The 26451-nt window shown below is 48.3% G+C and carries 27 protein-coding genes and 1 other RNA gene; 14 read left to right on the forward strand and 14 right to left on the reverse strand.

Going from position 1 to position 26451, the window contains the following annotated elements:
• Nucleotides 1-192: 192 nt before the first annotated feature.
• Complete coding sequence (locus tag OU421_RS11390; protein ID WP_268186216.1) at nt 193-741, forward strand: ferredoxin domain-containing protein; 549 nt, start codon at nt 193-195, stop codon at nt 739-741.
• Between the two features lie 5 nt (nt 742-746).
• Nucleotides 747-1814 carry a GHMP family kinase ATP-binding protein gene (locus OU421_RS11395; RefSeq protein ID WP_268186217.1) on the forward strand — a complete coding sequence of 356 codons (1068 nt, stop codon included), beginning with the start codon at nt 747-749 and terminating at the stop codon, nt 1812-1814.
• A 480-nt stretch (nt 1815-2294) separates the two neighbouring features.
• On the opposite strand, the gene gltA is transcribed toward OU421_RS11395, so the two are convergent.
• The 5 genes from gltA to OU421_RS11420 are packed head-to-tail and all read right to left on the reverse strand — an operon-like array spanning nt 2295 to nt 8160.
• Nucleotides 2295-3644, reverse strand: coding sequence for an NADPH-dependent glutamate synthase (gene gltA / locus OU421_RS11400; RefSeq protein WP_268186218.1), 1350 nt, complete (start codon nt 3642-3644; stop codon nt 2295-2297).
• Nucleotides 3644-4480 carry a sulfide/dihydroorotate dehydrogenase-like FAD/NAD-binding protein gene (locus OU421_RS11405; protein ID WP_268186219.1) on the reverse strand — a complete coding sequence of 279 codons (837 nt, stop codon included), beginning with the start codon at nt 4478-4480 and terminating at the stop codon, nt 3644-3646. The genes gltA and OU421_RS11405 overlap by 1 nt, the downstream gene beginning before the upstream one ends.
• 44 nt (nt 4481-4524) lie before the next feature.
• Nucleotides 4525-6159 (reverse strand): archaeosine synthase subunit alpha, encoded by a 1635-nt coding sequence (arcS, locus tag OU421_RS11410; RefSeq protein ID WP_268186220.1) that lies wholly within the window; start codon nt 6157-6159, stop codon nt 4525-4527.
• Nucleotides 6146-7594: a tRNA guanosine(15) transglycosylase TgtA gene (tgtA, locus tag OU421_RS11415; protein ID WP_268186221.1), complete on the reverse strand. Its 1449-nt coding sequence runs from the start codon at nt 7592-7594 to the stop codon at nt 6146-6148. The genes arcS and tgtA overlap by 14 nt, the downstream gene beginning before the upstream one ends.
• On the reverse strand, nt 7591-8160 hold the full coding sequence (locus tag OU421_RS11420; RefSeq protein WP_268186222.1) for a TIGR00296 family protein: 570 nt from the start codon (nt 8158-8160) through the stop codon (nt 7591-7593). Before OU421_RS11420 ends, tgtA begins: the two co-directional genes overlap by 4 nt.
• 33 nt (nt 8161-8193) lie before the next feature.
• Here OU421_RS11420 and rnpB point away from each other — a divergent pair.
• The 3 genes from rnpB to OU421_RS11435 all read left to right on the forward strand — a co-directional run bounded on the left by rnpB (nt 8194) and on the right by OU421_RS11435 (nt 9778).
• An RNA gene (rnpB, locus tag OU421_RS11425) (RNase P RNA component) lies at nt 8194-8545 on the forward strand.
• Nucleotides 8546-8610: 65 nt separating this feature from the next.
• Nucleotides 8611-9147, forward strand: a complete 537-nt coding sequence (locus OU421_RS11430) for a hypothetical protein (protein ID WP_268186223.1) — start codon at nt 8611-8613, stop codon at nt 9145-9147.
• A 76-nt stretch (nt 9148-9223) separates the two neighbouring features.
• Nucleotides 9224-9778, forward strand: a complete 555-nt coding sequence (locus OU421_RS11435; RefSeq protein ID WP_268186224.1) for a CBS domain-containing protein — start codon at nt 9224-9226, stop codon at nt 9776-9778.
• Here the strand turns inward: OU421_RS11435 and tpiA are convergent.
• Nucleotides 9775-10443, reverse strand: coding sequence for a triose-phosphate isomerase (gene tpiA / locus OU421_RS11440; protein WP_268186225.1), 669 nt, complete (start codon nt 10441-10443; stop codon nt 9775-9777). The two genes, OU421_RS11435 and tpiA, sit on opposite strands and share 4 nt — an antisense overlap.
• Nucleotides 10444-10465: 22 nt before the next feature.
• Nucleotides 10466-10957 (reverse strand): multiprotein bridging factor aMBF1, encoded by a 492-nt coding sequence (locus OU421_RS11445; protein WP_268186226.1) that lies wholly within the window; start codon nt 10955-10957, stop codon nt 10466-10468.
• Between the two features lie 58 nt (nt 10958-11015).
• On the opposite strand from OU421_RS11445, the gene OU421_RS11450 reads away from it, so the two are divergent.
• Complete coding sequence (locus tag OU421_RS11450) at nt 11016-12254, forward strand: proteasome-activating nucleotidase (RefSeq protein ID WP_268186228.1); 1239 nt, start codon at nt 11016-11018, stop codon at nt 12252-12254.
• Here OU421_RS11450 and OU421_RS11455 read toward each other — a convergent pair whose 3' ends face one another.
• Both OU421_RS11455 and OU421_RS11460 read right to left on the reverse strand, forming a co-directional pair.
• Nucleotides 12255-12701, reverse strand: coding sequence for a DUF5804 family protein (locus OU421_RS11455; protein WP_268186229.1), 447 nt, complete (start codon nt 12699-12701; stop codon nt 12255-12257). It abuts the gene before it with no gap.
• A gap of 4 nt (nt 12702-12705) precedes the next feature.
• The gene (locus OU421_RS11460; protein ID WP_268186230.1) at nt 12706-13884 is read right to left on the reverse strand and encodes a proteasome-activating nucleotidase; all 1179 of its coding nucleotides are present in this window, start codon (nt 13882-13884) and stop codon (nt 12706-12708) included.
• A 37-nt stretch (nt 13885-13921) separates the two neighbouring features.
• Between OU421_RS11460 and OU421_RS11465 the strand changes: the two genes are divergently transcribed.
• Genes OU421_RS11465 through OU421_RS11480 form a run of 4 tightly spaced genes read left to right on the forward strand, consistent with a single transcriptional unit; the run spans nt 13922 to nt 17240 of the window.
• Nucleotides 13922-14329, forward strand: coding sequence for a DUF126 domain-containing protein (locus OU421_RS11465; RefSeq protein ID WP_268186231.1), 408 nt, complete (start codon nt 13922-13924; stop codon nt 14327-14329).
• Nucleotides 14330-14343: 14 nt separating this feature from the next.
• On the forward strand, nt 14344-15465 hold the full coding sequence (locus OU421_RS11470; protein ID WP_268186232.1) for a TIGR04084 family radical SAM/SPASM domain-containing protein: 1122 nt from the start codon (nt 14344-14346) through the stop codon (nt 15463-15465).
• A 12-nt stretch (nt 15466-15477) separates the two neighbouring features.
• Nucleotides 15478-16599: a TIGR04013 family B12-binding domain/radical SAM domain-containing protein gene (locus OU421_RS11475; protein ID WP_268186234.1), complete on the forward strand. Its 1122-nt coding sequence runs from the start codon at nt 15478-15480 to the stop codon at nt 16597-16599.
• Entirely contained in the window at nt 16596-17240 is a 645-nt protein-coding gene (locus tag OU421_RS11480) for a metallophosphoesterase family protein (protein ID WP_268186235.1), read from the forward strand. Before OU421_RS11475 ends, OU421_RS11480 begins: the two co-directional genes overlap by 4 nt.
• Here the strand turns inward: OU421_RS11480 and cyaB are convergent.
• Entirely contained in the window at nt 17227-17763 is a 537-nt protein-coding gene (gene cyaB, locus OU421_RS11485; RefSeq protein WP_268186236.1) for a class IV adenylate cyclase, read from the reverse strand. The two genes, OU421_RS11480 and cyaB, sit on opposite strands and share 14 nt — an antisense overlap.
• Nucleotides 17764-17807: 44 nt before the next feature.
• Between cyaB and OU421_RS11490 the strand changes: the two genes are divergently transcribed.
• Nucleotides 17808-18557 carry an FKBP-type peptidyl-prolyl cis-trans isomerase gene (locus tag OU421_RS11490; protein WP_268186237.1) on the forward strand — a complete coding sequence of 250 codons (750 nt, stop codon included), beginning with the start codon at nt 17808-17810 and terminating at the stop codon, nt 18555-18557.
• 5 nt (nt 18558-18562) lie between these two features.
• Here the strand turns inward: OU421_RS11490 and OU421_RS11495 are convergent, their stop codons facing one another.
• On the reverse strand, nt 18563-19588 hold the full coding sequence (locus tag OU421_RS11495) for an mRNA surveillance protein pelota (protein WP_268186239.1): 1026 nt from the start codon (nt 19586-19588) through the stop codon (nt 18563-18565).
• Nucleotides 19585-21450 carry a ribosome rescue protein RqcH gene (gene rqcH, locus OU421_RS11500; protein ID WP_268186240.1) on the reverse strand — a complete coding sequence of 622 codons (1866 nt, stop codon included), beginning with the start codon at nt 21448-21450 and terminating at the stop codon, nt 19585-19587. Before rqcH ends, OU421_RS11495 begins: the two co-directional genes overlap by 4 nt.
• A gap of 71 nt (nt 21451-21521) precedes the next feature.
• On the opposite strand from rqcH, the gene OU421_RS11505 reads away from it, so the two are divergent.
• From OU421_RS11505 to OU421_RS11515, 3 genes are read left to right on the forward strand one after another with little or no spacing between them, the layout of a single operon-like run.
• Nucleotides 21522-21860: an EMC6-like membrane protein gene (locus tag OU421_RS11505; protein WP_268186241.1), complete on the forward strand. Its 339-nt coding sequence runs from the start codon at nt 21522-21524 to the stop codon at nt 21858-21860.
• A 14-nt stretch (nt 21861-21874) separates the two neighbouring features.
• Nucleotides 21875-23650, forward strand: a complete 1776-nt coding sequence (locus OU421_RS11510) for a ribosome biogenesis/translation initiation ATPase RLI (protein ID WP_268186242.1) — start codon at nt 21875-21877, stop codon at nt 23648-23650.
• 45 nt (nt 23651-23695) lie between these two features.
• A complete protein-coding gene (locus tag OU421_RS11515) occupies nt 23696-24886 on the forward strand; it encodes a hypothetical protein (RefSeq protein WP_268186243.1) in 1191 nt (396 codons plus the stop codon).
• Between the two features lies 1 nt (nt 24887).
• On the opposite strand, the gene OU421_RS11520 is transcribed toward OU421_RS11515, so the two are convergent.
• Nucleotides 24888-25970, reverse strand: a complete 1083-nt coding sequence (locus OU421_RS11520; protein ID WP_268186244.1) for a ligand-binding sensor domain-containing protein — start codon at nt 25968-25970, stop codon at nt 24888-24890.
• On the reverse strand, nt 25955-26446 hold the full coding sequence (locus OU421_RS11525; RefSeq protein WP_268186245.1) for a chemotaxis protein CheD: 492 nt from the start codon (nt 26444-26446) through the stop codon (nt 25955-25957). Before OU421_RS11525 ends, OU421_RS11520 begins: the two co-directional genes overlap by 16 nt.
• Between the last annotated feature and the right edge of the window lie 5 nt (nt 26447-26451).

Genomic DNA, 26451 nt, shown 5'->3' on the forward strand with positions numbered 1-26451 from the left:
TTCTGTGTTCTGCAACCGTCTCCTCATACAATATTGCGAAGAGTGGAAAATATGAATTTATATTGTATTTCTGTCATTTTCATTAGATGTAATTGGGAATTATAGATGCGATCCTCCCTTCTTTTCAGTCTATTTCTATGCGAAAAATATCGGATAGAAGGTTTTTTATCCCGTCTTCTGCCCATAACTGTTATGAATCCAGAAACCCGTGCGGCAGGAATGGTCGCAGACCTGATGGTCCTCTCTGCACGGACCGCCCCGAAAGGGAAGGGAACTGATTCCATCTCAGCCGTTGTAAAGACCGGCGATGAACTGAAATCCCTCGCTGAGGAGATGAAACGGATTGGAGAACGCGATGAAATTGGATTTTTCATCCGTGATGCAGGAAATATTGAATCCAGTGATGCGTGTGTGATCATCGGATGCGAGGGTGGCACAATACTCGGTCTTAACTGTGGCGGATGCGGGTTTGCCACCTGCAAAGAGATGGCTGATGCGTGGTCTGAGCGGGACCGGAACCAACCATTCTCCGGGCCAAACTGTGTCATTAAGATGGCAGATCTGGGCATTGCCCTCGGGTCTGCGGTGAAGACCGCATCCATCCATAACCTTGATAACCGGATCATGTACTCCGCAGGTGTGGCAGCACTGAGCCTTGGCTGGCTTCCGGGGTGCTCGGTTGCATACGCGATACCGGTCCGGGCGGCGGGAAAGAATATCTACTTCGACCGGAAGGCGTGATGTAGATGCCAATTATGAAGATTCGTGGGGGAGACCTTGATCTTGTTGAGTATGAGTTCACGGCGTTTCCACCAGGTGAGGATATCAAGACCTTGGGATATGAGAAGGACTACTCCCTTACCATTTCAGAAGAACCTGTCACCGTTCGTGTACCGGCGCGTATCCATCTTACTGTCCTTGATATGAATCGGTTTGCACCAAACCGACCCGGAGGCGGTGGATTTGGGTTTGCACTTCAGATATATTCCACAGCAACGGTGGAATGCATTCCATCCGGTATTGAAATCAACTATACCCGTGTGCCGATGCTCCGTCATCTGGTGGCTGTCCTCCAGAAGGTCACCGGCTATACCGGTGGATTCAGAATTTCCGTCGTTGACCATGAACGAAAACATGTTGGTCTCGGGTCTACAGGGACAGTACTGACAGCGGTGGCACATGCCATTAATGTCGCCATTGGCTCTCCCCTCACAACTAAAGAGCTTCGTCTTCTGGTAGGACATAACTATGTTGAAGAGACTGAAACCGGAGAAGTCGTAGAGGGATTTGAGACCGGGGTCGGGCCTGCTGCGGTTGCGTATGGCGGGATGGCTGTCATGGGAGATGAACTGACTCTCGTCTCCTGCCATCCCTTTGCGAAAGATAAAAATGTGTTCATCATTATTCCTCCGGTGGAGGCAGATGCCGCAGGGGAGAGTGAATTCAATGTCCTGATGAACCGGGCACGTGTGCTGGATTATCGTGACCGTGAACTCAAGGCATATCTGGTTTTAATGGATCTCATCCCTGCCCTGATTCATGACGACCTGCGCCGTGCCGGAGATGTGGTCTGGGAGATAGAATTCCGTGGGTCAAAGCGTGCGGAAGTGGAGCACAACAGTTTCATCATCTACCAGTATATGAGCCGTCTCAGGGATGCAGGGTTTGAATTTGTAGCGATGAGTTCGGTTGGCCCCACCATTGCGGTAGTCACAGAGTCATCCCGTGAGGATGTAGAAGCCGTCCTGAAACCTCTGGGAATAGAGATTGCTATTGAAACAAAAGTGGATAATGACGGCATCAAAGTAATCTGAGGAACTGTTATTCCTCAATCCTGTTTTACAGGATGATTTGCCGGATTTTGTGGAGCAGAAATCACCCTTCATCTTAATTATCCTGAAAGAATAACAAGGGAGGGGGGTGCCCCCCCTCCCTGTAAGACCCACCCCCCCAAAGTGCGATAAGACCGGGAAGGGGAGATTGGCGAATGGATCACTGATTCTGTTGTATATTTTGGTATTTGACACCCTGCTTTTCTGGTCGTTTAGTGACATTGAATCAAGGTTTCATCATATGAACTGCCTCTCCCCCTCTGGGGGAGAGGAGGAGCCCGGCACATGCCGGGCGGGTGAGAGGGGAATGATTTCAACCTCTAAGTATTTTGGAAATTGAATTTTACGCTGGTCATCCACATTGGAGAACCCGGAGACATTAATCCACAATATTCAGCAAAGGGTCCTGCGGTTAGAACAAGGGACAATCAAACCCCCGCCAAAAAAAGAATAATTCTAAAATCAGTTTTCTGAAAGCATCTTGTTGATGGATGCTGCTGCCTTCTTTGCAGACCCCATTGCCCAGATAACCGTTGCAGCACCGGTTGCGATATCCCCACCGGCAAAGACATGTGGAATGGACGTGCGCCCGTCCTCATCAACCTCAATATTGCCGCGGCGGCCCCGTTTCAGATCAGGAATCAGGCCGGCAAGAAGCGGGTTCGGGCCCTGTCCAATGGCTTCGATAACAACATCCACATCCAGAGTGAATGTACTGTCAACACCCGTGCATGGGCGGGGGATGGGCCGCCCGCTCTCATCCAGTTCGCACATATCCATCCGGTTGCACTCAATTCCCTGCACTTCCGGGCCGCCCAGTATTTTGGTCGGGTTGGCACAGCAGACAAATTCCACTCCTTCCTGGACGGCGTTCTCGATTTCTTCTGCACGGGCAGGCAGGTCATCTTCACGGCGGCGGTAGATCAGGTATACCTTTGCCCCCAGCCTGCGGGCGACACGGGCCGAATCCATTGCGACATTGCCGCCGCCAACGACTGCCACCCTGCTCCCCCGGATGATAGGGGTGTCATATTCAGGAAATTTGTCGGCATGCATCAGGTTCACACGGGTAAGGAACTCATTTGCGGAATATACCCCGCCGTAGTTTTCCCCCTCAATTCCCATGAAATAGGGAAGTCCTGCACCGGTACCGATGAATACTGCGTCATAGGCGAGCAGTTCATCAACAGCGACACTTCTTCCGACAATATGGTTCAGCTTCAGTTCGGCACCAAGGGCAAGCACCTGGTCGATCTCGAATTTGACAATGCCTTTTGGCATACGGAATGCGGGAATTCCGTATGTCAGAACACCACCTGCTTCATGCAGGGATTCAAAGATAGTGACCTCATGGCCGGCACGAAGACACTCAGATGCGGCAGTGATGCCTGCAGGGCCTGAACCGACGATTGCAACATGCTTTCCGGTTGTGGGTGCGGTTTCCGGTGCTTCAACACCATTCTCACGTTCCCAGTCAGCAACAAACCGTTCCAGATCGCCGATACGTACCGGCTTTCCTTTTTTCCCGAGGATGCAGGTGCCCTGACACTGTGCCTCCTGGGGACAGACACGTCCGCATATGGCAGGAAGCATATTGTCTGCCTTAACAATTCTTGAGGCTTTTCTGAAATCCTCTTCTGCAATTGCATTGATGAAACCCGGAATGTCAATTGAGACCGGGCATCCGTCTACACAAAGGGGCTTTGGACATCCCATGCACCGCTTCGCTTCAAGGACCGCGGACTCTTTGGAAAGTCCTGTTGCAACCTCGTTAAAGTCCCGAAGGCGTTCTTCGACAGGTCTGCGGTTCATTAATGATCACCACACCGGCATTTGTGTTCATGGTAGTGTTCAAGTGATTCCTTCTCCTGTCCGGTGTAGGTGCGCTGGCGGTTCATCAGCTCATCCCAGTCAACCTGGTGTGCATCAAATTCCGGTCCGTCAACACAGGCAAATTTTGTTTCACCGCCGATCGTCACCCGGCATGAACCACACATGCCGGTACCGTCCACCATGATGGGATTCAGGCTGACAAATGTCTTGATGCCGGTATTGAGTGTTGCCATTGAGGTAATCTTCATCATAATGGCAGGCCCGATGATCCAGACTGCATCCAGTTCCTTTGCGGCAACCTTCTCTTTGAGGATGTCCGCAGGGAATCCGTGGTGACCCTTTGAGCCGTCGTCCGTACAGATGACCAGTTCGTCACATGCGTTGCGGAGTTCATCCTCCAGCAGGAGGAGCCCTTCATTCCGGGCACCGATAATACCGGTGACTTCATTTCCGGCTTCCCTGAGTTCACGTGCGAGAATCGGGAGACAGGCAATCCCTACGCCGCCTCCAATTACGGCACATCGGCCCCATTTCTTCACTTCAGATGGTGTCCCCAGTGGGCCTGCGATATCCTGAATACTCTCTCCTTCCTGCAGTGCCGCGAGCTGCTGGGTTGTTTTTCCGACTGCCATGAAGACAATCCTGACATCATCCCCGCGAATGCCAGAAATGGTCAGGGGGATTCTCTCCCCGTGTTCATCGATACGAATGACAACAAACTGTCCGGCACACCCGTTTTTTGTGACGTGAGGTGCATTGATCCAGTATTCAAAGATATTGTCAGCAATCTGGTCCCGTTTAACTATTTTATACACATCGCCATCTCCGGAAGAACAAATAATGTGAATATTATTGGGTGTTATCCCTTCTTTACTTTACGCAACTTTACCGCGACACCACGGGATGAATGCATCATCTCTTTGGCACCCATGACTGCCTTACCGGTGGCCTCGGCACGTGGTCCGGTCACAAATACTTCATCCCCTTCCCGGATGGCGGGGTCCGCGTCCAGAATGCCCGGCGCAAGGACATCACCCTGGGGGATGAAGTCATCAATGACAATGTGGTATCTGCCACCGACCAGACCCCAGCCCTCCATTGTCGGGCGTAGAAGTCCGGTTGATTCGTCAATGCTGAACATCTGGTTGCGCCCTTTCATCACTTTACGGCGTCCCCGGCGTCCCTTAAGAATCAGACCGCTTGTGTTCACATCGGTGTCAAACTGCCACGAAAGTGTACCCCTGATAGCATCCGGCCATATTTTGCGCACCCCTGCGAGGCTTTCTTCCAGATACCTGAGGGATTCCGGAGATGTAGGCCTGCCGTTTGCACAGGTGGATTCAATCTCCACACCCGCCCGTGCTGCCGCATCTTCTGCGATGAGGCGGGTCTTTTCATCAAGATGGGCGATGATGCGTCCGAACTGGTGTTTTTCGAGGTAACGGGCAAGAGAGGATGCGATAAATTCCCGTTCCTCCCGGTCCCAGTATCCGGTCACCGGAATGTCATAATGGCCCGCAGGGTATATGGCTTCCAGTTCCCGTGGTACAATTCCCATGGGGGAGGTAAGGATCAGTTCATGAGCCCTGTTCTGAATCGCGTACGAAAATTTACGGTGGCTCTGTGAGAGTGAGTACGGTTTGCGTGCCGAGCAGGGGAGGAGAACCAGGGTGTCGGTGCGGGTAGGGATAAACCTCTCAATCACCCGGTCAACAAACCGATGAACTTCTACCCGTTTCAGGGAATCAGCGGTATTTGCTGAGAATGGTGTGCTCCGAACAATCGGAACAACAGGTTCTGAGAACGCTGGTGTTGCATCGAGATGCCGCATGACAGCCACCTGCCACGCAGCGTTTCGCGTTCGCTTTTCAATAAATTCACGGAACACATGCGAGCGTATGAACCAGCGTGCTGTCGCAATCTCGGTTTCGAGTGCGATTCTGTTATGGAGCCCCAGATCATTCTGTCTGCACCCTTCACAAGTACAGAGCCCGGCCTCCCGAACCTTATCATACGAAAATTCGCCGTCTGGTGTGCAGAACATCCCGCGTACCGTCATCAGGTCGACAGCCCGGTAATCAAAGAGATCAAATCCGCAGTATATCAGAATCGCCGCATTTGACGGGAGCGCACTTGCCGGAGCATACCAGGCAGTGTCCATGGAATATTTCTCTTTGAGTGCAATCAGGAGCTCAGTAAACCGCCGGGGATTGTCAAACAGGGTGTGGCACCCCGGAAAGATGACTGCGGAATCCTCTGACCCATCCGGTTTCTCTCCCACAAGGGCATTAAGAATTCCGGTATACTGGATGGGTTTTGGCCACCGGACCTTTTCCGGAAACTCAGGAGGGGTGTTTGCAAATGGATGGGTGAATAAATCCGGAAACATCTCTTTTGGGTCGATGATTCCAGGTGTGGCTACCACCGTGTCTCCGGACGTATATTTTCCGGTCCGTCCCATGCCATCACGCACAGTACGTTCAAATAAACTCATATCTTTCCTCCACATTCTGCAGCGCATCTGCGATAACCTGGTTCCATCTTTCACCTGCACGTATGGTGACAGGGATGTCCGGATTTGCCTCAATAAGCTGTATGATGGCAACGCATCCGCTTCTGATCATATCCTCATCCCATTGAGGAATTTCACTCTGGCCGATAGGGAAAGTCTCTTTGAGTGCAGAGGGATACGGGCCGAATGGTGGCTTAAAGAGAAACGTGGTTGCCCCTTCCGGCCCCTTATCATCTGAGAGACTGATATGGATGGCATCTCCGACAGAAAATCTGGGGATCATTTCGTGATACCTGATGACCTCGGTCCTCTCGCATGATTCACTTCCCCGGTAGAAGAACCGGCGTTTTGATACCGAATCGCGGGTCACGAGGACGTCTTTATATTTCAGCAATTCCCGGTAGCCGTCAAGCAGGCGGGGATGATTTCTGCAGCGCTCATCGACCAGTTCCCAGAGGGTGCCATCCTGAATGCTTTGCCTGATGCGTGCAATCTCAGCAAGACTGACGAGGAGGTTATGTTTTGCGAGCAGTTTTTCTTTATCCGGCGATGCCTGTAGTTCACGTGCAGTATGGGAACGGCAGACTTCACAGGCACAGGGGAGTTCACTGAGTTCAGCAAGTTTAAAGCTTCCCGATGGTGTCATGTACCTCCCTTCACGGGCATAGAGTGCATAGGCGGCAGAATCAAATACGTCGCATCCCATTGCTGCAGCAAGGGCAAACATCGACGGATGACCTGCCCCGAAGAGATGGATACATGAACCCGGAGAAATTGTCTGTTTTGCTGCCATTACGACAGTTACCAGATCCTTATAGCGATATGACTCCATCAGGGGCACCACAGCCCCTATGGGGCAGAATACTGCGCCTGTTTCACGAACCTCTTCTCCTGCCTGTTTCCGGAGATCCGGATGGATTCCTCCCTGCACCGGTGCTGCCAGATGGCCGTCATCGATGATTGTCATTGCCTCACGAATCCGCTCCATCGTGACAGCGAGTTCCTCTGCCGCCCCCTCGTGATCCCTGTCCGGCGGTGTGGCGATATCCATCGGGACGATGATTTCACTCCCGATCTGACGCTGGAATCGGACAGTATCGGTATTTGAAAATTGTACATCCCCGTACACCGACTGCTGGAATGCTCCGGAATCGGTCATGATGATACCGTTGAACCCAAGGACTGAGTGCAGTCCTTCATTCATAGCCTGTTCACGGAAATCCTCACTTTTACTGAAGATATATGCATTGGTGATGAGCGCTTCAATACCCATTTTTTGCATTTCTTCAGGAGGAATCAGCTGGATGTGGGGGTTTATTACCGGAAGGAGCAGGGGTGTCTTTGCAGTTTTGTCTCCGACTCTGAGCTTCCCTGTTCTCGCCCAGATGTCTTTATGCTGGCTCTCAAAGGTAATCACGTGTGTTCCTCCTCATAAAATATCTGTCCTTCAAATGTGTATAGTTCGGTATCATCTTTTCTCCATGTTCCGGGAGGAAGGCCTGCTTTTATACAGACCTGATCTAAAAATGTTCGGGCATCCCAGTGGTATTCAACCGCCACCTGTGGAAGAAGAAGGCCACGTCTTCCGTACCCCGCAATAATCAATCCGTGTTTGCCTACCATGACCGCTTCCGGACGTTCTGACGGTGGGGATGAAACAAGGATGGGAGGGGTAAGTACAGTTACTTCGATGGAAATATCCGGTAGCTCATCAGCAGTGACTGGTGGAAAGCGCGGGTCATCCAATGCAGCAGAGAGTGCGGCCTCTTCAATTCCTTCTGAAAGCGGGAGCATTGGTGTTGGATAGCCAATGCATCCCCTCAGTTCCCCGTTACGGGTGAGAGTAACAAATACCCCGCGTTTTTCACTAAATGATGGCGGCATGGAGAGTTCCGGCATTGTTTCGCCGGCGATGTTCTCCTGAAGAACGTTTCGTGCACGTTTCACTGCTGTCGCACCATCTTCATTGCTGATCCCGTCCATGCCCATAAATATAGCGAGATACGATATTAATAGGAGAGGGAGTGTGCGGCTGACGGTGGCATGAAATGCTGCTGAGGAAAGTCCCCACACCAACCGGACGCGTAGCCGCATGCAAGTGCGGGTGGCGAGAGTCACGGCTCTGACACAGAAACGACACGCCCTGCCGTTAGCGATGATGCGACTGAGCCATCAGTATATGCTGGTGGCAAGAAGGCACTCGCGTGCTGAGTTAACTCGCTGATGCTCTGATCGGCAGGATTCGATGGAACGGTGAAACCCTATGGGTGCAAGCCAGAACAGGGCATACGGGCTGTCCGGGCCTGCCCAGGTATGGCGCGTAGCTGAATGCCGCATAGAAACAGAATGGGGCTTACTACTCCCACTCAATATTCCTTTTGAAAAGATATATCCCTGTTAACTCTAAGGTATCATATTACAGGAGAGGTATCAATGGATGATACGGATTACTTTTCAGATTATATTCAGAAATTAAAAAATGCCTGCCCCCTTCCCGATGAATCTGCGGGACATGCAATTGCCTCAATGCTTATCGGGCACAGGATGGGGCTATTTGACCGGGCAGTTGCACAGGGAGATAAAGCACTGAAACTCTTGGGGGAAACAGAACATGTTCCCGGCGTGGTCTCCCGTGCTGTTATGATCGTACGGAGTGATGCATTGCATAAGGTGCCCGCACAGGTGACGATAAAATCAAGCTTTGACTGGGAAGGAAAGGATCCCTCACACGATGACAAACGAAACATCACGGGTGATGACCGTGAATATACCTTTGATGAAGAGAGTCTTCAGTGGCTTGTGGTATCCCTTCCGGAAGAAAAAGAGGATATCCGCGATGTATACATGCTGGATACTGCCCTCGCCCTGCTATACGGTGTAGCTGTCTGTTCGTCACCAATGGACGAACAGGCTATGGAAGAACACCTCTATGACTATCTCATTCAGCGTATCGGACTCTATCGTGAATAAGGGATGTCCGGGATGCCGGGCGTCAATATCCTCCCTGAACATATTATTTTAAATTATTATCACCATTGATAATACCATGAATGTTCCGACATCTGCTGAGATTCGGGAAAAACGTATCAAAGCGGGCCTGACACAATCAGATGTTGCGGCGCGGGCGGGTTTTTCACAGTCAATGATTGCACGGATAGAAGCCGGGACTGTCGACCCGCGGGCAAGCACGCTCCGCCGGATCGTTACTATTCTAAATGAATCTGAAACACAGCGTACATCTGCAGGTGACATTATGACCGCCCCTGTCATCAGTATCTCTCCTGAGGAAACCATTGAAAACACGGTGGATGTGATGGAAAAGTATGGTATATCGCAGGTTCCTGTGGTGAAAAACGGCGTCCCTATCGGGTGTGTATCAGAATCTGCAATTATTGGTGCGATGGAGAACGGGACGATTCAGCGTTCAATGAAAAATTCTGTAACAGATATCATGGAAGAAGGGTTTCCAACCGTTCCTCCTTCAGAGCATATCGATACGATTGTCCACAGTCTTCGCAGTCATCATGCTGTCCTGGTAATGAATAAAGGAAAAGTGGTTGGTGTCATCACCAAGCATGATTGTATCAGACGACTGTCTTAAATTTTTGAGACAAGATCGCGAAGAACAGCTTCCGGATCTTTTGCTTTTACCACACCTGATGCGAGGAGAACACCATCAGTGCCCAGGTCCAGGGCAGTCTTCACACATTCACCGGTACTGATTCCGGCACCTGTCAGTACCTTTACCGTTTCACGTACGGAACGCACAGCTTCAACCGATCTTTCAATAATTTCAGGATCTGCTTTTGAGACAGATACCCCGCTTCCGATCAGTTCCGGAGGTTCGATAGCAATATAATCCGGACTGAAAAATGCTGCTGCACCGCTTGTGGCCACATTGTTTGTACATATGACGGTCTCAAGTCCTGCAGCACGGGCCATTGTATGTGCTGATTCAACATCTGCCAAAGTCAGCCTGCGTTCTGAATGGTTTATCAGAGTTCCTGTAGCACCCGCCGCTTTCACCGCCTCTGCGACAATATGTCCGGTATGTGCCCCTGGAGACACGGCGTCTACGTGCTGGGCAAAGACTGGCAGAGAATAATGGACATTTAATGGATGGATGTCCATATATCCCGGCGCAAGGCCAATTCTGACATCATTCTCATGCGCTATTCGTTCTGCACTCTGTGCAATTTTCTGTGCGTTATGTCCAAATCCCTCGGTGTAGGTTTTCAGATTTATGAGAATGAATGGAGTGGCCATTTTTTTACCCTTATAAATTTGTTTATTTCCCCTGCTTTTTTATCCGGATCACATCTCCCAGTGTGGTTGTCACTGCGGAGGCGCCGGATGATTTCAGGTTATCATTAATCGATTCAATCAGTTTGATCTCCAGGACTTTCTCAATCTTCTTTAGCACCTGGTCTTCAGGAATGAACCCTGTCTCGATCTTTTTGATAAGGTTTTCTTTCTCCTTAATTTCATGTGCGAGATCTTTTTGTGTCCATCCTTTTGCCATTCTGGCTTCCCGGATTTCAACATTAAAATCATCCACAATGTCACCTTCCATTAAATCAAGAACATCACGAGGTCTGCTCTTCTGTGGTTTTCTTGATTTAACTGTTGGTTTTGCTCCCGGCACTCGTGCACCAGGCGGTTTTTTAATCTCTGTACCAAGTTTTGCACATTTCGGGCACACCCACATCTTAGCACCGCCAATCTGAACGAGAATTGGCTCGCCACGGATTGATGCACCACAAACTTCACATTCGGACATTTCAAATCGTAAACAAATTTATAGTCATATGAACAGATATACCTAATTGAGGTTTCAAATGGGGGAGAACTCTGCACATAATCCGGAAATTGAGGATGAAGACCTGAAACAGTACCTCCTAAACCGGATTGCAGCACTTGAATCAAAGAATATGCAATACAAAGAGCAGGTACGGCAGCTCGATATCGAAAAAAAGAATATTGAAAATCAAAAAATCCGCTACGAACGTGAAATCAGAAAGCTGAAGAGTGAAGTGGAAAAACTCAGAAGCCCCCCCCTTGTTATCGGCACTGTTTCTGATATTATCGATGAACAGCGCGTTATCGTTCAGAGCAGTGCGGGTCCGCGATTTATGGTGCGGGTCTCGAATTTTGTCAGGCCGGAAGATATCAAGCCCGGTCTCAGATGCACTATGAATCAGCAGTCTCTTACTGTTGTTGAGGTATTACAGGAAGCCTTTGACAGTCAGATTTATGGGATGGAAGTCGTTGATTCGCCCGAAGAGACGTATGATGATATTGGTGGTCTGGAAGAGCAGATCCGTGAGATAAAAGAGGCCGTCGAATTGCCCCTGATACGGCCGGAATTGTTTCGTTCTGTCGGGATTCTCCCTCCGAAAGGGGTTCTTCTGTATGGGCCTCCCGGGACCGGAAAGACCCTTCTCGCCCGTGCGGTGGCGCATGAAACCCAGGCCCATTTCCTCCGTGTGGTTGGGTCTGAACTGGTTCAGAAGTATATTGGTGAGGGATCGCGTCTCGTCCGTGAACTCTTTGAGATGGCAAAAAAGAATGTCCCGTCTATTATTTTCATTGATGAAATTGATGCAATCGGTGCGATGCGCAGTGAAAGCACCACCTCCGGTGACCGTGAGGTGCAGCGGACCCTGATGCAGCTTCTTGCCGATATGGACGGATTTGAAAACCGTGGCGATGTAAAAATCGTTGCGGCCACGAACAGAATTGATATTCTTGATCAGGCGCTCCTGCGACCGGGGCGCTTTGACCGGATTATTGAAATTCCCCTTCCCAATGTTGAAGGACGGCGGTCGATTCTTGAGATCCATTCTGCAAACATGGCTCTTGATGCCGGAGTTGATCTTCATGAAGTTGCTGAACTGACAGATAGCAAGAATGGTTCTGAGCTCCGGGCAATATGCACCGAAGCCGGGATGTTTGCAATCCGTGCGGAGCGGACAAAAGTGTATCAGTCTGATTTCATCAAGGCAATTGACAAAGTGACTCTCGACCTGGCACATCACCCGAAGTGCAGTCCGTACGACAGTGCAATGTTTGCCTGATTATTTCATTTTTTCCAGATCGTCTATCAAACAGCGCGCCCGAAACGTTCTGTCCATATCTGATGAAAATTCACTGATATCGTTTATTGCTGAATCAGGGGTTACAACAATTCTGTCCATCACAGTATGATATTTTATGCCATAGAGGATCTCCAGGTCCCAGCTGTCATGGACTGACCCCTCGCGTTCATAGATAATTCCTGCGTATGCAGGCGTACAGATAATGCCGTTTGAAAGAAGACAGAGCGGCTGGGAAACATACCGCTGGATATACCATTTTAGTTCTGACACAACTGACAATGCACTTCCCAGAGTCGATGCTTCAATACATACTCCCCAGTCTGTTTTTTTCGGGTGATAAAAACGAAGCACTTCTCTGCTGGTCTCGGATGCGAGAAGAGTGGAATGAAGGTCCACTCCTTCTTTTTGTATAAGGAGTACTTTCATGAGACTAGAGGAACATGATGTCCTGGCTCTGAGTCTTGTCTTTGACCTTCCGCATGGCCTGTTCGAAATCAGACCATGTGATTGCATCTGAATCACGCCTGACCGCCATCATTCCTGCTTCCCGGCAAATTGCTTCAAGTTCAGCACCCGTGGTGTTCTCTGTTTCTGCCGCCAGTTTGTCAAGGGGAACTCCCCTGAGCTGCATCTTTGCGGAATGGATCTTCAGAATTTCATGGCGGGCAGCAGTGTCCGGAAGCGGAACCATCAGTACTCGGTCAAACCGGCCAGGACGGAGAAGTGCCGGGTCAAGCATATCAACACGGTTTGTCGCTCCCATAATTCTCACGTCCCCACGGTTATCGAATCCGTCCATCTCCGCGAGGAGCTGCATCAGGGTCCGCTGCACTTCTGCGCTCCCTGACGTTCCGTCATGCAGACGCATGGTCCCGATTGCATCAATTTCATCGATGAAAACAATGGATGGTGCCCGTTCTCGGGCCATGGTAAAGAGATCGCGGACCATCTGGGCACCTTCTCCAATGAATTTGTGAACCAGCTCACTGCCCGACATCCGGATGAAGGTGGCATTTGCCTGGTGGGCAACAGCCTTTGCGATCAACGTTTTTCCGGTACCTGGCGGTCCATAGAGGAGAATTCCTTTCGGCGGTTCCACACCGATTCTCCGGAATACTTCAGGCTTTGTCAGAGGATATTCAACGGCCTCTCTGACTTCTTCTATTTCTTCCCTGAGTCCGCCGATTTTTTCGAATGTAATATCCGGAGACTCGATCAGTTCCATTACCCGAACACGTGAATCAACGGAATTCCCGACGATGCGCACAATGGAGAGAGCATTATTTACCGCAACTTTCATGCCGGGTTTCAGTTGCGACTTCAGCTCGTCTGTGCTTCCGGTAATATATTCCTGATTATTCCCCTGCTGGCGAAGATAGACCTCTCCGGAATCAAGAATATCAATAATAGATGCTACGAAGAGTGGTGTCCGTTTCAGCTGGTTATTTTCCTTTTTCAGCTGTTCAGTCTCTTTTTTAAGACTGAAGATTTCTTTCCCCTGAATGTCAATTTTTTCCTGCAGACTGTCGATTACCTCCTCATATTCCTGATCGGTCATGCTGGCCAGATTACTCTCGGTATTGGTATTGTTGATGATGCTCTCATCCATGTCATATTTATCTTTGTTCTCACCACATTTATGTGGTATGTCCATTACAATTCAGGCACGCGGCATTTCAGCGGGCATTGGGTCCGGTGCCCTTCTTGTCAGCAGTGAACCGATATCATTTTTGTCCGGGGTAGACCCGGATTCTGGTATAGTGATTGAATCCGGTCACCCTCTGGAAGGGCAGTCAATAGCGGGAACGGTTCTTGCCTTCCCATTTGGGAAAGGCTCTACGGTTGGTTCGTATGTCATTTATGCGCTCAGACGAAACAATGTGGCACCTTCTGCAATAATCAATACCGAAGCAGAACCGATCATCGCTGTCGGGGCAATACTCGCAGAAATACCAATGGTAGATCGTCCCGACACCCCGATAGAAGATATGAAAGACGGGATGTCCGCATCCATTGATGGCAGTTCAGGTACGATAACAATCAATGATGAGTGATCCTGGGTATCAGCGTGTATTACCATATCTTGTTAAACGATCTCTGTAATCTGAATTGCAGATACTGTAAAGGACGGATATTTCCTGAGATGGATACTGACTGCTGGGATTCAAATCCCCGGCAGGTTCAGTCAGATATTACCTATAGTCATGGGGAACTGTGCAGGTTCATCCGTCTTGATTCCGATCCATGCCTCATATTTTATGGCGGTGAACCGCTTCTCTCCATAGAGACCATTCAGTCAATAATGGGGGTGTTATCAGGAGAATGCCGGTTTATGATGCACACAAACGGTACCCTGCTGGACCGGGTGCCTGAAGATGTTCTGATGCAATTCGAAACAATGATTGTTTCAATAGACGGCTGCGAGGCAACCCATGACAGAAACCGGGGACGGGGCACATATCAGACAATTATAAACAATTGTGAGCGTATCCGTCAAATGAATATTCCTGCTGATTTTATTGGCAGAATGACGGTGACAGAGGACACTGATATTTACCGTGATGTCACCCATCTGGCATTTGAAACCGATGGCCTGTTCCCATCTGTTCACTGGCAGCTCGATGCAAATTTCTCGGAAAACTACTGTCATGATTCCTACAGTGAATGGGTAGATAATTCGTATATTCCCGGACTCTTCAGGCTGATGGACCGATGGGTAACGCATATGGAAGAGACAGGCGAGGTGTTGAGATGGTATCCGTTCATCGACACTATGCAGGACACACTCAACGGGATTCAGCCGTCTGTTCTCCGGTGTGGTTCAGGATTTGCCAACTATTCCATTACACCGGATGGTCGGTTTGCTCCCTGTCCGTGTATGGTTGGTATGACCGAGTATTATTGTGGTGACATCAGGAAAGACAGTCCGGAAACATTGCGAAAAGTGGTATTTGATGGCAAATGCATGGATTGCGACCTCTTTGATTTTTGCGGAGGAAGATGCCTGTATTCTCAGGTTATGGATCTGTGGCCGGATGAAGGCTGTACTGACATTTACCGTACCGTTCATGCACTTTATCAGGCTGTTTTGGAGGCTTTCCCGCGCGTAAAGGCGTGTGTCTGTGATAATATTATTTCTCCTGAACAATTCGTTCATCCGAAGTTTAACGGATGTGAGATCATTCCCTGAGGAAGATACCCGATGAATGTTAACTGGCGGTCCATATCCTGGGCAAAAAATTCATTTGCAGCACTCAGCGCAGCGTGTGAACGTTTTGGCATTACTCTGAATGAGGTGGATTCACCGGAATGTGACATCACCTGTTATAGTCTGAATTCTGTAAATGAACCGCATTTCAGAGAAGAAATCTCTAATGCAGAATGTATTACAATTGTTGGCGGACCGCATCCATCTGCCTGCTGGAAAGAAGTGAGCAGATATGCAGATTATGTGGTGATTGGTGAAGGAGAATATACCCTTCCTGCTCTCATCAGGATGATTGAGGAAGGGAGCAGTAGCCTTCCGGCAGGTGTGGCGACAAAGGATCATGCCCTGATGCCGGATACCTGTGTGTTTCTCCCTGCATATCCTCCGTTTACAACAGTCCGGGGCTATATAGAGATCACCCGCGGGTGTCCGTTTGGGTGTGGCTACTGCCAGACGCCGCGACTTTTTGGCAGGCATATGCGTCACCGCAGGATTGATGACATTGAGCGTGCTTCCCGTGTATATCGTGATGTCCGGTTTGTCACGCCGAATGCCCTTGCATACGGATCTGATGGAATCCATCTGCGGCTTGATAAGGTTGAAGCACTGTTGCGAGCGCTTACCGGAAGACGGATTTATTTTGGAACCTTTCCCAGTGAAGTGCGGCCGGAATGTGTCTCTCATGAATCGCTGGATTTGATTGAACGCTATTGTGCAAACCGGAAAGTGCATTTTGGAGCGCAATCCGGCAGCAATCGTGTGTTACAGATGCTCCGGCGTGGACACAGTGCCGAGGATGTAATGCGGGCATATGACCTCTGCCGTGAGCATGGGATTATCCCAATCGTGGATTATATTGTGGGACTTCCCGGCGAATCGGATGAAGAGCAGCGACAATCGGTGAAACAGATGAAAGAGATCATCCGGTATGGCATCGTGCATGTCCATCATTTCACTCCGCTTCCGGGGACGCCCCTCGCCGGCATGTCGGCACGCTCTGTCCTCGCGGATGTACAGCGGGACCTCGGAAGGATGGCGAAAAGTGGCAAAGCAACCGGTTCATGGATTGATGCTGAGGTAAGGTTTTTTAGGGATGATGAAGACCAGTTACCATGATGAAAATCCTTCTTCTGACAGATATCCATGGGCGGTATGACATTATTGCCGATTTCATGGAACTTGCTCCGGATGTGGTGGTCATTGCCGGAGACATTACGGACTGTGGGGATCCGCAGGAAGCAAATGAGGTGTTTCGGCAGATCGATGTTCCGTGTCTTGCGATTCCCGGAAATTGTGATGCCCGGCAGATCCTGGACGTAATTGAGCATTCAGATGCGGTAAACCTGCATGGGACTTCTCTTGAAATCGGGCCGGTTACATTCACCGGTATCGGTGGTTCGAATCCAACGCCGTTTGATACCCCGTTTGAACTCTCTGAGGAAGAACTGGATGAATTGCTTGTGAAAGCAATGGAGAGGGCACGACCAAATGTGCATAACATTCTCGTGAGTCATGCACCTCCCTACTGTACCCTGGATGATATCGGAAATGCCAATGTCGGGTGCAAATGTTTCCGCGAACAGCTAAAAAATTTTGATCTGGTATGTTGCGGGCACATACACGATCATACCGGCGTTGTCGCCGTCGATGATACGAAGGTTGTGAACCCCGGCCCTGCATCAGAGGGAAAGTGTGCGCTTATCACACTGGGCGATGACCCAAAAGAGATTGACGTGGAATTTGTCACTCTTTCATAAGCAATAGTTCGAGGTAGGACTCCGGGATGTGGTCCCCGGAAATATTCAGTTCTTTTTTCACGGATTCAATTGTTGTATTTGCTGCTGAGACATCTTTCTCGGTCAACACTTCGATTTCGACATAGGTACCCAATCCCTCAACATGATCAAGAGCAATGGTTGTGCCGCCATATGTGTATTCCTCACGTTCTTTTTTCACGATTGCACTGGCATTGAACCCGGTTGCGGTCAGGAGACGAATGGCATCCTCCGCAGATGCGACAGAGACCGTAATCTCTGTTCGTGCCTTTGCCCCGCTCTTCTGCTGTTTCGGACCTTTGTAGGTGATCTCGACACCTGCATTTGTTTCACGAACACGGAGCGCCTCGTCAGTCTCGGCATAATCACAATGAGGGGCATTCAGATACGTGTCGCGCTGGAATGAACCGCCCAGATACGATGCACCCAGGGAGCGCAGGCGTTCTGCTATTTCCGGGATATTTGGTACCGCAATTTTGGTCTCTACTTCGATTACAGAGCTCATTATTTTAAGTAGGCACGCCGTATAAATATAGACAGGTGAAAGGAATGGCAGTTAATGAAGGAAGTTTTATTAAACTGAGATTTACCGGCTTATCAGATGGTGAAGTATTTGACACCACTGAAGAGGACAAAGCTAAAGATGCAGGTATTTTCAATGAACAGAAAGCATATGAGCCAATTGTTGTACGCCTTGGCGGAATGCACATCATTCCCGGACTCGATGAGGCATTAATCGGCAAAGAGGTTGGCGAGAAGGGAACCGTTGAAATTCCTCCCGAAAAAGCATACGGACCTCATGATGAATCATTAGTGAAGTCTGCTCCGGTGAAAAACTTTGCTGAAAAACCTCAGGTAGGTATGAGAATATCGTCTGAGGGTCAGGAAGGTGTCATTGTAAATGTCGTCGGGAAACGGGCTGTTGTTGATTTCAACCACGTACTTGCAGGCAAGACTCTTACCTACGAATACGAGATTGAAGCTGTTGTTGAGGACCCTGCAGAGCAGGTGAAGGGGCTTATCAATCTCTATAGCGGGAAAGATATGGATCTCGAAATTACCGACGGCGTGCTCACCATTCTTCTTCCTCCCGGCATCAATTATGACAAGCGGTGGGGAATGGCACGCGGCATTCTTATCCACCAGGTCTTTGAGTTCATCAGTGGTATCGATGAAGTTATCCTGAAAGAATCATACAAGCGTCCTGCTATGCCTGAAGACGTTGAAGAAATTGAAGAACCTGAAGAAATTGAAGAAGCAGATGAACCTTCAGCAGCTGAAGAGTCATCTGAAGAATAATTTTTTTATTGTATGGGGAAACGCAGAATTGCGGCAATTCCCCCAATCGCTGCAAGTTGTTTTCCCGGTTCAAATTCTGAGGAGAATACGGTTATTTTTGCACGCATCGTATCAGCCGATTCAAGAAGGCTGTTTATATTTTCTTCACATACTATGGTGTCGATGACAAGAATATCTGACACAGCACCATACTGAACTGCTGCTGCCACTTCATCGTATCCATATGCCGCAGGGCCGGAACCTCCCATTCTCCTGAGCAGTTCTTCAATAAGCGTGACCTCCCGTCCCAACTGGAGGTCCTGAGTTATCCGTTCCAGAATGCCCTGCCCGATTACTTCCTGCACAGCGCCGCGTCCCGTCCTGCGTGTTTCAGCTGCGAGCATGCGATCTGCCATGTCTGAGTCTGTTCTGCGTACATAAAGCAGAAAATCGTCTTTTACAAAACCGGGCCCTGCGACGACAACAGATCCGGTGACCGCAGAGAGTGAATGATAGATTTCTTCAAAAAAATAGTGTTTGGTATCCACACCTTCACGCTTTCCGCCTCCTGACGTGATTGTCAAAACATGCTCCGGTCCATACTGGCGGATACGGTATATCTGGGCTTCACCTTCTTCAATGGCAATAATATGCGCAATCCCTGTTGCCGAGACCGTGACTGCCCGTTCTATTCTCTCGAGTTCAACAGATGTCCATCGTTTTATTACAGAAATTTCCCGGGCTGTTTCGAGATTGATGGTATGATAAAACCCGGTATCCGGCCCGTGTTCGATAACACCGGATATTCTCAGTCTGGCGGTGTCCGGGTGGAATTCAGTCTTCTCCACACGAATTCCCAGTCTCACTGGCTTTTTCTCGGCCTTTTCCGGCCGGGTTTTATCTGTCTGGGAATCCATGCTCCTGAAGGTATCGGCAAAGATGAGATCGCCCGTTCTGATGAGGTGGTTTATGTGCCAGAGATCATCAACTGTTTCCGGAAACAGCCGTATTTCACCCTCTGAATGTTTCAGGGTATCATATTCTGCTTTCATAACTCTTCTGTAATGTCAGATCCGCCTGGTGGAACAAATGCGGCAACACTTTCTGAATTCAGGATGTTTTTCACTGATTTCCATCCCTCTCCGTATTTTTCCCGGAGGATTCTGAGTATTTTTTTGGCCGCATCGTTTGGCTCATACTGTCCCGGGCGAAGGATAACATAATGTTCTGCCCTGCTTTTCACCGCGTCAATCGGACCTCCGATCACGCCCATCTCCGGAGTTGTCTGCAGACCGATTGCAACCCCCAGGGGTACGTTGTGGAAATATGTCCGTTCTCCTCTTATCACAAAAGAACCCCGTGCGACATATTCTCCGGTTTCCGGGGTCTTGCTTACCTGATTTGGGGCTGCGGCATAGACGTCTGCCGTCATATGGCCGCTCTTCCAGGCATTGGAATAGGATGCGGCAAACTGGGCAACTTCATCTGTTTTCTTCGTTGCTCCCTTTACAATGATGACACTGCCGCCGTGCACATCTGCATGGACAAAAGTGTCACCTCCCTGAAGATATTTCTTCACAATCTCTTCATTGGTACCGGCGTCCTTTCCGCCAACCATCAGAACGCCGTCAGAGGTGTAGCACCAGCGGAAGCGGTGATACCATTTCTTCTTTCTTGCCGGGATGGTGATCTTCTGCTTTTTTGGAACAATCTGCATGCGCTCCATTGCGGCAAATGCGCCTTTTCGTTTCTTTTTGAATTTTTTTGCCATTTCGTAATAGCGATTCGCGTTGACTTCAATGCTGTCTTCTACAAAAAGTTTGACTACCTTTCCCTCAATATCAAGGTCAATGGCACTCTCCGCAGGGTAAATCGCCTTTATTGCAGCAGCTGACGGGCTGTCACTTGTTCTGAGTATTTTTTCTATCTCCTGCCAGGATGAAGTGCTACGTGCCTTTCTGAGCGCTGCAAGGACATCATCAATGAACGTATAATGCGTGTAGAGCGTCTCGACAATTGCTTCATACCTCTCGATTTTCTTTTCGAAGGATGCAATAGCGTCCAGTTGTCGTTTTCGGATGTTCTCTTCCCGGGTAAGTTTGGGTTTCGGTGGGGTGGTCAGCTCCTTACCGCGGGGATAATACTGGTCAAGGGCCTCATGAAATGACGTGAATGTCTGATCCGCGGTTTCATTTCCAAGGAGGAAAGGCCAGCACCCTGATGAGGTAATACAGGGACTGCGTTCTTCTTCTGTTTTTTTCAGCACCTGTGAATACGCCGCAAACAGTTGGGCGGCGGGAGCGGTAACAGCCGGTTCGGATTTGCTGACACCAGCCATACTGCACACTTCCTCTGCAAATTTGCCACCGAGGAGCATCCGCGTAGCAAGCGTTCTGACCGTGTCAGCGTCTGATTCATGAAGTATTGACGCAACTTCTTCAACAGACGAGGGTGCGGAATGTGATGCAAGCGTGTACACAGCACCGGCAGTAACTTCCCGATCTTTAAACCGGTGTTTCCGGAGAGGCTGAATGATCGTATATTCCCCGTCTGTGAGGATGATATTGCCTTCGTCAAAGAGTTCAACAATCAGGTGAAACCGGTTATCGCTTTTTCCGATCTCAATATCAATAACCCGTTCAATGCCTGGCTGTGATATTCCCAGAATCCTTCCGCCGATGCAATATTTCCGGAGGAACATAGAATATCCTGATGGATTTGGCGTCGCTGCAGGGAGAGAAAATGTAAAATGCATCCGTTTTCCAATTTCAATTATCAGCGAAAACTTCTGCTTCTCTTTGCCATTAAGACGAATTCCAAACAGCCCTGTATCATATTGGTAGGTTTTCCCTATCCACAAAGGAAGGGACCCCCGGGCTTCAGATACCATTGCATGAATATCAAGCCCACTCATTCCCTTTAAATTCGCCATTTATACCAAATTACATATTGTTCTACGACAAAATTATAATGACTGGTGTCAGGATGACTGAAGAAAACGTATCCAACGGAACTGAGGCAATAATTGTCAAGTCCGGAGATCAAAAGAGAAAAGAGCATAATGAACGGATTTACCGTACCGGTATTGCGAGCATTATGGGAATTGTTGCAGGTGTTCTCTCATATCTCTTAATCCAGAATGAGACTCAGGGTGTAATCGGGTTTCTTCTTCTCCTTGGTGCAATGGTATTCCAGAAACATATATTCATGCTCATGAAGATTGATGTATCCGGGCTGGGAGGAAAAGACTGGTTCTACCAGAGCTTTATGGCCTTTGCTTTCTGGTTCATTTCCTGGACTATTCTCCTGACAATCCCCTTCTAAATTTGTGATATACTATGCGTATTGCTGTTGTTCATCGTGATCGGTGCCACCCGATAAAATGTGGCACTGAATGTATTTTGTATTGTCCGCGAGTCCGAACCGGTGATGAAACGATTGTTATCGGAGAGGACGGAAAAGCGGTTATATCTGAAGAACTCTGTGTGGGGTGTGGTATCTGTGTCAAGAAGTGCCCGTTTGAGGCGCTTGATATTGTCACCCTGCCGGAAGAACTTGACAATCCCACCCATCGATATGGGACAAATGGGTTTGCGTTATATGGACTGCCTATTCCTGTCGAAGGAAAAGTAACGGGAATTCTTGGAGCCAATGGTATCGGAAAAAGTACAGCTGTGAAGATTCTCTGCGGACAGCTCGTGCCGAATGTGGGTAACCCGTCGGGTGAATCAGACTGGGATGAAATATTAAAGCAGTACACAGGAACCGAATTATATGACTATCTCCAGCAGGTCTCGAAATCATCGGTTAAACCGGCACTGAAACCCCAATACATTGATTACATACCAAAAGTGTTCAAAGGGACGGTGTCTGAACTTCTGACGTCAACGGATGAACGGGGGATGCTTGATCATTATATCCGTGAACTTCGCCTGGAATCCATTCTGGACCGTCCGATTGGAAACCTGAGTGGCGGCGAACTGCAGCGGATTGCTATTGCTGCCTGCCTGTCACGCGAAGCAGATTTTTATTTCCTTGACGAAATCACGCCATTCCTCGATATTTATCAGCGAATGACCGCCGCAAAACTGATCCGGGAACTTGCAGAGACTCATCCTGTGGTAATTGTTGAGCACGACCTTGCTATTCTTGATATGCTCGCAGATACCGTGCACGTTGCCTACGGAAAACCCAGTGTCTTTGGTATCATCACACGTCCAAAGGGAGTGAGAATTGGTATCAATCAGTATCTGGAGGGATTTTTACCGGAGGAAAATGTCCGGTTCAGGGATTATGCCGTCACCTTTGAGACACGGGCGCATATGCGGGATGTCGTGCGTCAAACGCTCATTGCATTCCCTGAGATGGAGAAGAAGTATGGCGATATTTTTTCCCTTACCATAGCCGCCGGAGAAATCCGTGCAGGTGAGGTGCTGGGACTTGTCGGTGCAAACGGTATTGGAAAAAGTACATTTGCAAAACTTCTTGCCGGTGTTGAAAAACCTGATCACGGTGAGATGGACAAAGAGGTCAAAATTGCATACAAACCGCAGTATGTGAAAGGAGACTCCTCAATGTCAGTAGAATTTCTCCTGAGACAGGCATGCCGCACCTTTGATTCATCATATTATCAGCACGAAATCATCGAACCACTCTCTCTCAATCCAATTCTCCAGTCATCTGTTGACCAACTCAGTGGCGGTGAACTGCAGCGTGTTGCAATTGCCCTGTGCCTTTCTCAGGATGCTGACCTCTATATTCTGGATGAGCCAAGTGCACATCTGGATGTTGAACAAAGAGTGAAACTGGCACGTGTCCTGCGTCGGCATGCAGAAGGAAAAGAGGCGGGTATCATTGTTATTGACCATGATATTTATCTGATTGATATGATCAGTGAACGCATGCTGGTATTTGACGGGACACCTGGTGTTACGGGTTCGGCATATGGTCCCTATGATATGAAAGATGGAATGAATCATTTCCTGAAAGAACTGGAAATTACATTCAGACGTGATAAATCGGGACGTCCCCGCATAAACAAACCGGAATCCTATCTTGACAGAGAACAAAGGGCAAAGGGTGAATACTATTATGCAGATGTCTCCAAATCGTAATGATTTATCCCTTTAAAAATAATATACTGTACCAATTGGTGAGATATGGCACGGGGTGAAAAACTCGGGGATGCAATCCGGTATGAAAAAATAGATAACCTGCGGCAGGATCTCTATTCGTATATTGGGAATAATTCCGAAAAAATAGATGCTAATCTCCCTGTTTTTTTTGCTCATATCGTATCTGCACTGGATAACGGATTTCCTGATATTGACAATGCAACATACGATGAATTTATCGATAGTATTGCATACCGGTTGATGACGAATAGCAAACAGGGAAATTCGACGCAGTATATTGAACGGATTATTAAAACTGCTATTCGTTCCAAACGCTCTTCGGGAAAGGCATCTCTCAGAATTCTTGGCGGGTTGCAGCTTCTTTCGTCTGGACATTTCCAGGATGCGATTACCTATTTTGCTGATTATTGGAAACATGATGCCAGAATCGGTTTTTATATCGCATATTGCTATTATTCTGCTTCAAAATCCCGGATAGGGGCCGAGAATTCAGAATCATCACGAAATAAACAGGAAACAGAACTTGCAGCCCGTGAACAGTTACTTGAGATGATACGGGTTCGTCCCCCTCTCTACCGTCTGAAACCACTTGACCTGTCTCGCGATGAAACCGTGGACAACGCATTTTGGTTTATGATAAAGATGTCGCTCTGGTGGTTCCCAAATGAAAAATGGTTCATTCAGATTGGTTTGGAAAAGGCAAAACGCGATAATTTTGAGGCAAAACGTGTTGAACTTCTCAATATTGCAACAGTAAAATTTTTCAACGATCTTGATTTTCTCCGCGAATCATTTGATTTCCGACTGGAACAGGGTGATGGCGTAGGAGCAAATGGCATCGTAAAACAGATGATACAGCAATATCCCGAAAGTCTTGAGCCAATTTATTATGGGTTGAAACTTTCTCTCATTGCAACAGGAAAATCATCATACACCCATTATCGTTCTATAGCATCGGAAAAAGGAATGCCTGTTTACCTGATCCAGATTCTGGACTGGGCTTTTTATGTGTTAAAGGATCAGGAAAAGGAATCAAATATGCAGTTTAAGGAATTATCACGCCGGTTCAAGTCGTTATCCTACTATCTTATTCCGTTAGAGTATCTCGTACAGATAATATTTTCCGGAAATACGGAAGAGTCGAAACGGGCGCGTTTGATTTTCATTGATTCACTCGACATGTATGCAAAAAAAGTCCTGAAGGTTCACACGTAGATTATTCGGAGTAATAAACCGGAATCCGAAGTGGGACGGATGAACCTGATATTTTTGGTGTATCTGGTGTGACATCATCTGCTATTGTCACCGGTATTTTTTCTGGTGTTTGTTCCGGGAAGTAATATCCTGTCTCCCCTTTGGTAATAAACCACCACCGTCCTTTTGAGTCGGGAAATACCTTTACCACTTCGTCACTGGTAATGCCATGTATATTTCGGGCGATGTGGATAGTAATTTCATCATTGGAAAGTCCATACAGTCCGTTATTTGTACCAATAACATATGTCCCGTTCTCGGTAAGTGCAACATCATTGATGCGGGTAACGCCATACCCGAGTTCTTTTGTATCAGCTTTCAAACAAATACCGGATGATTCTGAATAGTACAGGATATGGTTTTTATTAAAAAGAATCACACCTCCAAACGGATGATCAATGGCCGCTTCTATTGTTCCGAATTCTTCATCATTGTAGGGAATCGGCGAAAATGTGATCCCCTCCTGATCAGATACCCCTTTCCATACGCCATGAAACCGGGTTGTGAGGATGATATTTCCTGTTGCATGATCTTTTGCCATTGAAGTAATGTAGTAGGCACCGGGTCCATTTTCGGTAAACGGACGCATCCATATCCATCTTCCCCCGGTAAAATGACTTAAACCGGAGTTTCCATTCGCAATCCAGATGGTATCCTCATCGCGGAGGATATCATGGATGTCCATCGTGTTAAAAAATTCATTTGTGCCGATCCGGGAAAAAATTGTTCCATTGGATATTTGCAGCCCGGCCGCAAAACCAAGCCAGATATTATTATTATTATCAAATTCCAGGGCCTGAATATAATCATCCTGCAATCCGGTATCATATTCCCATGGTTTTGCCTGAATTGTTGCCCAGTCTGAGTCAAACAGGGATAGGCCGTTTGCGGTTGCAAAGGCAATCATGCCATCATGGCTTTCAGCGATATCTTTCACATCAAGCGATGATATGGAATCGCTTCCCGGTATAAATGTTATAATTGCACCGGATGCCGGAATAATAATCAGGAGAAGGACGATACAGAGAGCTACAGATCGTAACATTTTCCATCTGCTCTTCTGATGCATATTTTTCCTCCGTCTTCAGGATAGAATAGCACAGATCTTCCCGATGTTCCTCCGATATCTTCAGATTCCAGATAAATATGGTGTTCATCAAGACAGTGTTTCAGTGCAATTACGTTTCGCTTTCCAATATCGAGATTCCCTTTAAACTGCTGGAACATACTTGCTCCGCCCACCAGATATGCTGACAGGTTTTGTCGTGACGATCCACTTTTCTCCATTTCATGAATCAGATGGGGCACTGCTGTATCAGCAAATTTTGCCGGTCGTTCACTTCTGCCGTTGCTCTCCGGTAGCATCACATGTGCCAGTCCACCGGTCTTTTGCTTTCTGTCATACAAAATGAATGCAACACATGATCCAAGCCCGATCGATGATATTTGTGTATTTCCCGTTTTAAAATCCCCAATTCCGACATTTGACCCTTGTGAACCAGATGTATTTTTTTTATCCATTTAGC

Origin of the sequence: Methanogenium organophilum (assembly GCF_026684035.1) — an archaeon.
In the GTDB taxonomy this organism is placed as follows: Archaea; Halobacteriota; Methanomicrobia; order Methanomicrobiales; family Methanomicrobiaceae; genus Methanogenium; species Methanogenium organophilum.

Excerpts from the sequence above, each read along its gene's own strand:
- OU421_RS11390 (WP_268186216.1), top strand. The coding sequence starts at position 193 with ATGAATCCAGAAACCCGTGCGGCAGGAATGGTCGCAGACCTGATGGTC.
- OU421_RS11395 (WP_268186217.1), top strand. The coding sequence starts at position 747 with ATGCCAATTATGAAGATTCGTGGGGGAGACCTTGATCTTGTTGAGTAT.
- gltA (WP_268186218.1), bottom strand. The coding sequence starts at position 3,644 with ATGAACCGCAGACCTGTCGAAGAACGCCTTCGGGACTTTAACGAGGTT.
- arcS (WP_268186220.1), bottom strand. The coding sequence starts at position 6,159 with ATGAGTTTATTTGAACGTACTGTGCGTGATGGCATGGGACGGACCGGA.
- OU421_RS11420 (WP_268186222.1), bottom strand. The coding sequence starts at position 8,160 with ATGGACGGGATCAGCAATGAAGATGGTGCGACAGCAGTGAAACGTGCA.
- OU421_RS11430 (WP_268186223.1), top strand. The coding sequence starts at position 8,611 with ATGGATGATACGGATTACTTTTCAGATTATATTCAGAAATTAAAAAAT.
- OU421_RS11435 (WP_268186224.1), top strand. The coding sequence starts at position 9,224 with ATGAATGTTCCGACATCTGCTGAGATTCGGGAAAAACGTATCAAAGCG.
- tpiA (WP_268186225.1), bottom strand. The coding sequence starts at position 10,443 with ATGGCCACTCCATTCATTCTCATAAATCTGAAAACCTACACCGAGGGA.
- OU421_RS11445 (WP_268186226.1), bottom strand. The coding sequence starts at position 10,957 with ATGTCCGAATGTGAAGTTTGTGGTGCATCAATCCGTGGCGAGCCAATT.
- OU421_RS11450 (WP_268186228.1), top strand. The coding sequence starts at position 11,016 with ATGGGGGAGAACTCTGCACATAATCCGGAAATTGAGGATGAAGACCTG.
- OU421_RS11455 (WP_268186229.1), bottom strand. The coding sequence starts at position 12,701 with ATGAAAGTACTCCTTATACAAAAAGAAGGAGTGGACCTTCATTCCACT.
- OU421_RS11460 (WP_268186230.1), bottom strand. The coding sequence starts at position 13,884 with ATGGATGAGAGCATCATCAACAATACCAATACCGAGAGTAATCTGGCC.
- OU421_RS11465 (WP_268186231.1), top strand. The coding sequence starts at position 13,922 with ATGTCCATTACAATTCAGGCACGCGGCATTTCAGCGGGCATTGGGTCC.
- OU421_RS11475 (WP_268186234.1), top strand. The coding sequence starts at position 15,478 with ATGAATGTTAACTGGCGGTCCATATCCTGGGCAAAAAATTCATTTGCA.
- OU421_RS11480 (WP_268186235.1), top strand. The coding sequence starts at position 16,596 with ATGATGAAAATCCTTCTTCTGACAGATATCCATGGGCGGTATGACATT.
- cyaB (WP_268186236.1), bottom strand. The coding sequence starts at position 17,763 with ATGAGCTCTGTAATCGAAGTAGAGACCAAAATTGCGGTACCAAATATC.
- OU421_RS11490 (WP_268186237.1), top strand. The coding sequence starts at position 17,808 with ATGGCAGTTAATGAAGGAAGTTTTATTAAACTGAGATTTACCGGCTTA.
- OU421_RS11495 (WP_268186239.1), bottom strand. The coding sequence starts at position 19,588 with ATGAAAGCAGAATATGATACCCTGAAACATTCAGAGGGTGAAATACGG.
- rqcH (WP_268186240.1), bottom strand. The coding sequence starts at position 21,450 with ATGAGTGGGCTTGATATTCATGCAATGGTATCTGAAGCCCGGGGGTCC.
- OU421_RS11505 (WP_268186241.1), top strand. The coding sequence starts at position 21,522 with ATGACTGAAGAAAACGTATCCAACGGAACTGAGGCAATAATTGTCAAG.
- OU421_RS11510 (WP_268186242.1), top strand. The coding sequence starts at position 21,875 with ATGCGTATTGCTGTTGTTCATCGTGATCGGTGCCACCCGATAAAATGT.
- OU421_RS11515 (WP_268186243.1), top strand. The coding sequence starts at position 23,696 with ATGGCACGGGGTGAAAAACTCGGGGATGCAATCCGGTATGAAAAAATA.
- OU421_RS11520 (WP_268186244.1), bottom strand. The coding sequence starts at position 25,970 with ATGTTACGATCTGTAGCTCTCTGTATCGTCCTTCTCCTGATTATTATT.
- OU421_RS11525 (WP_268186245.1), bottom strand. The coding sequence starts at position 26,446 with ATGGATAAAAAAAATACATCTGGTTCACAAGGGTCAAATGTCGGAATT.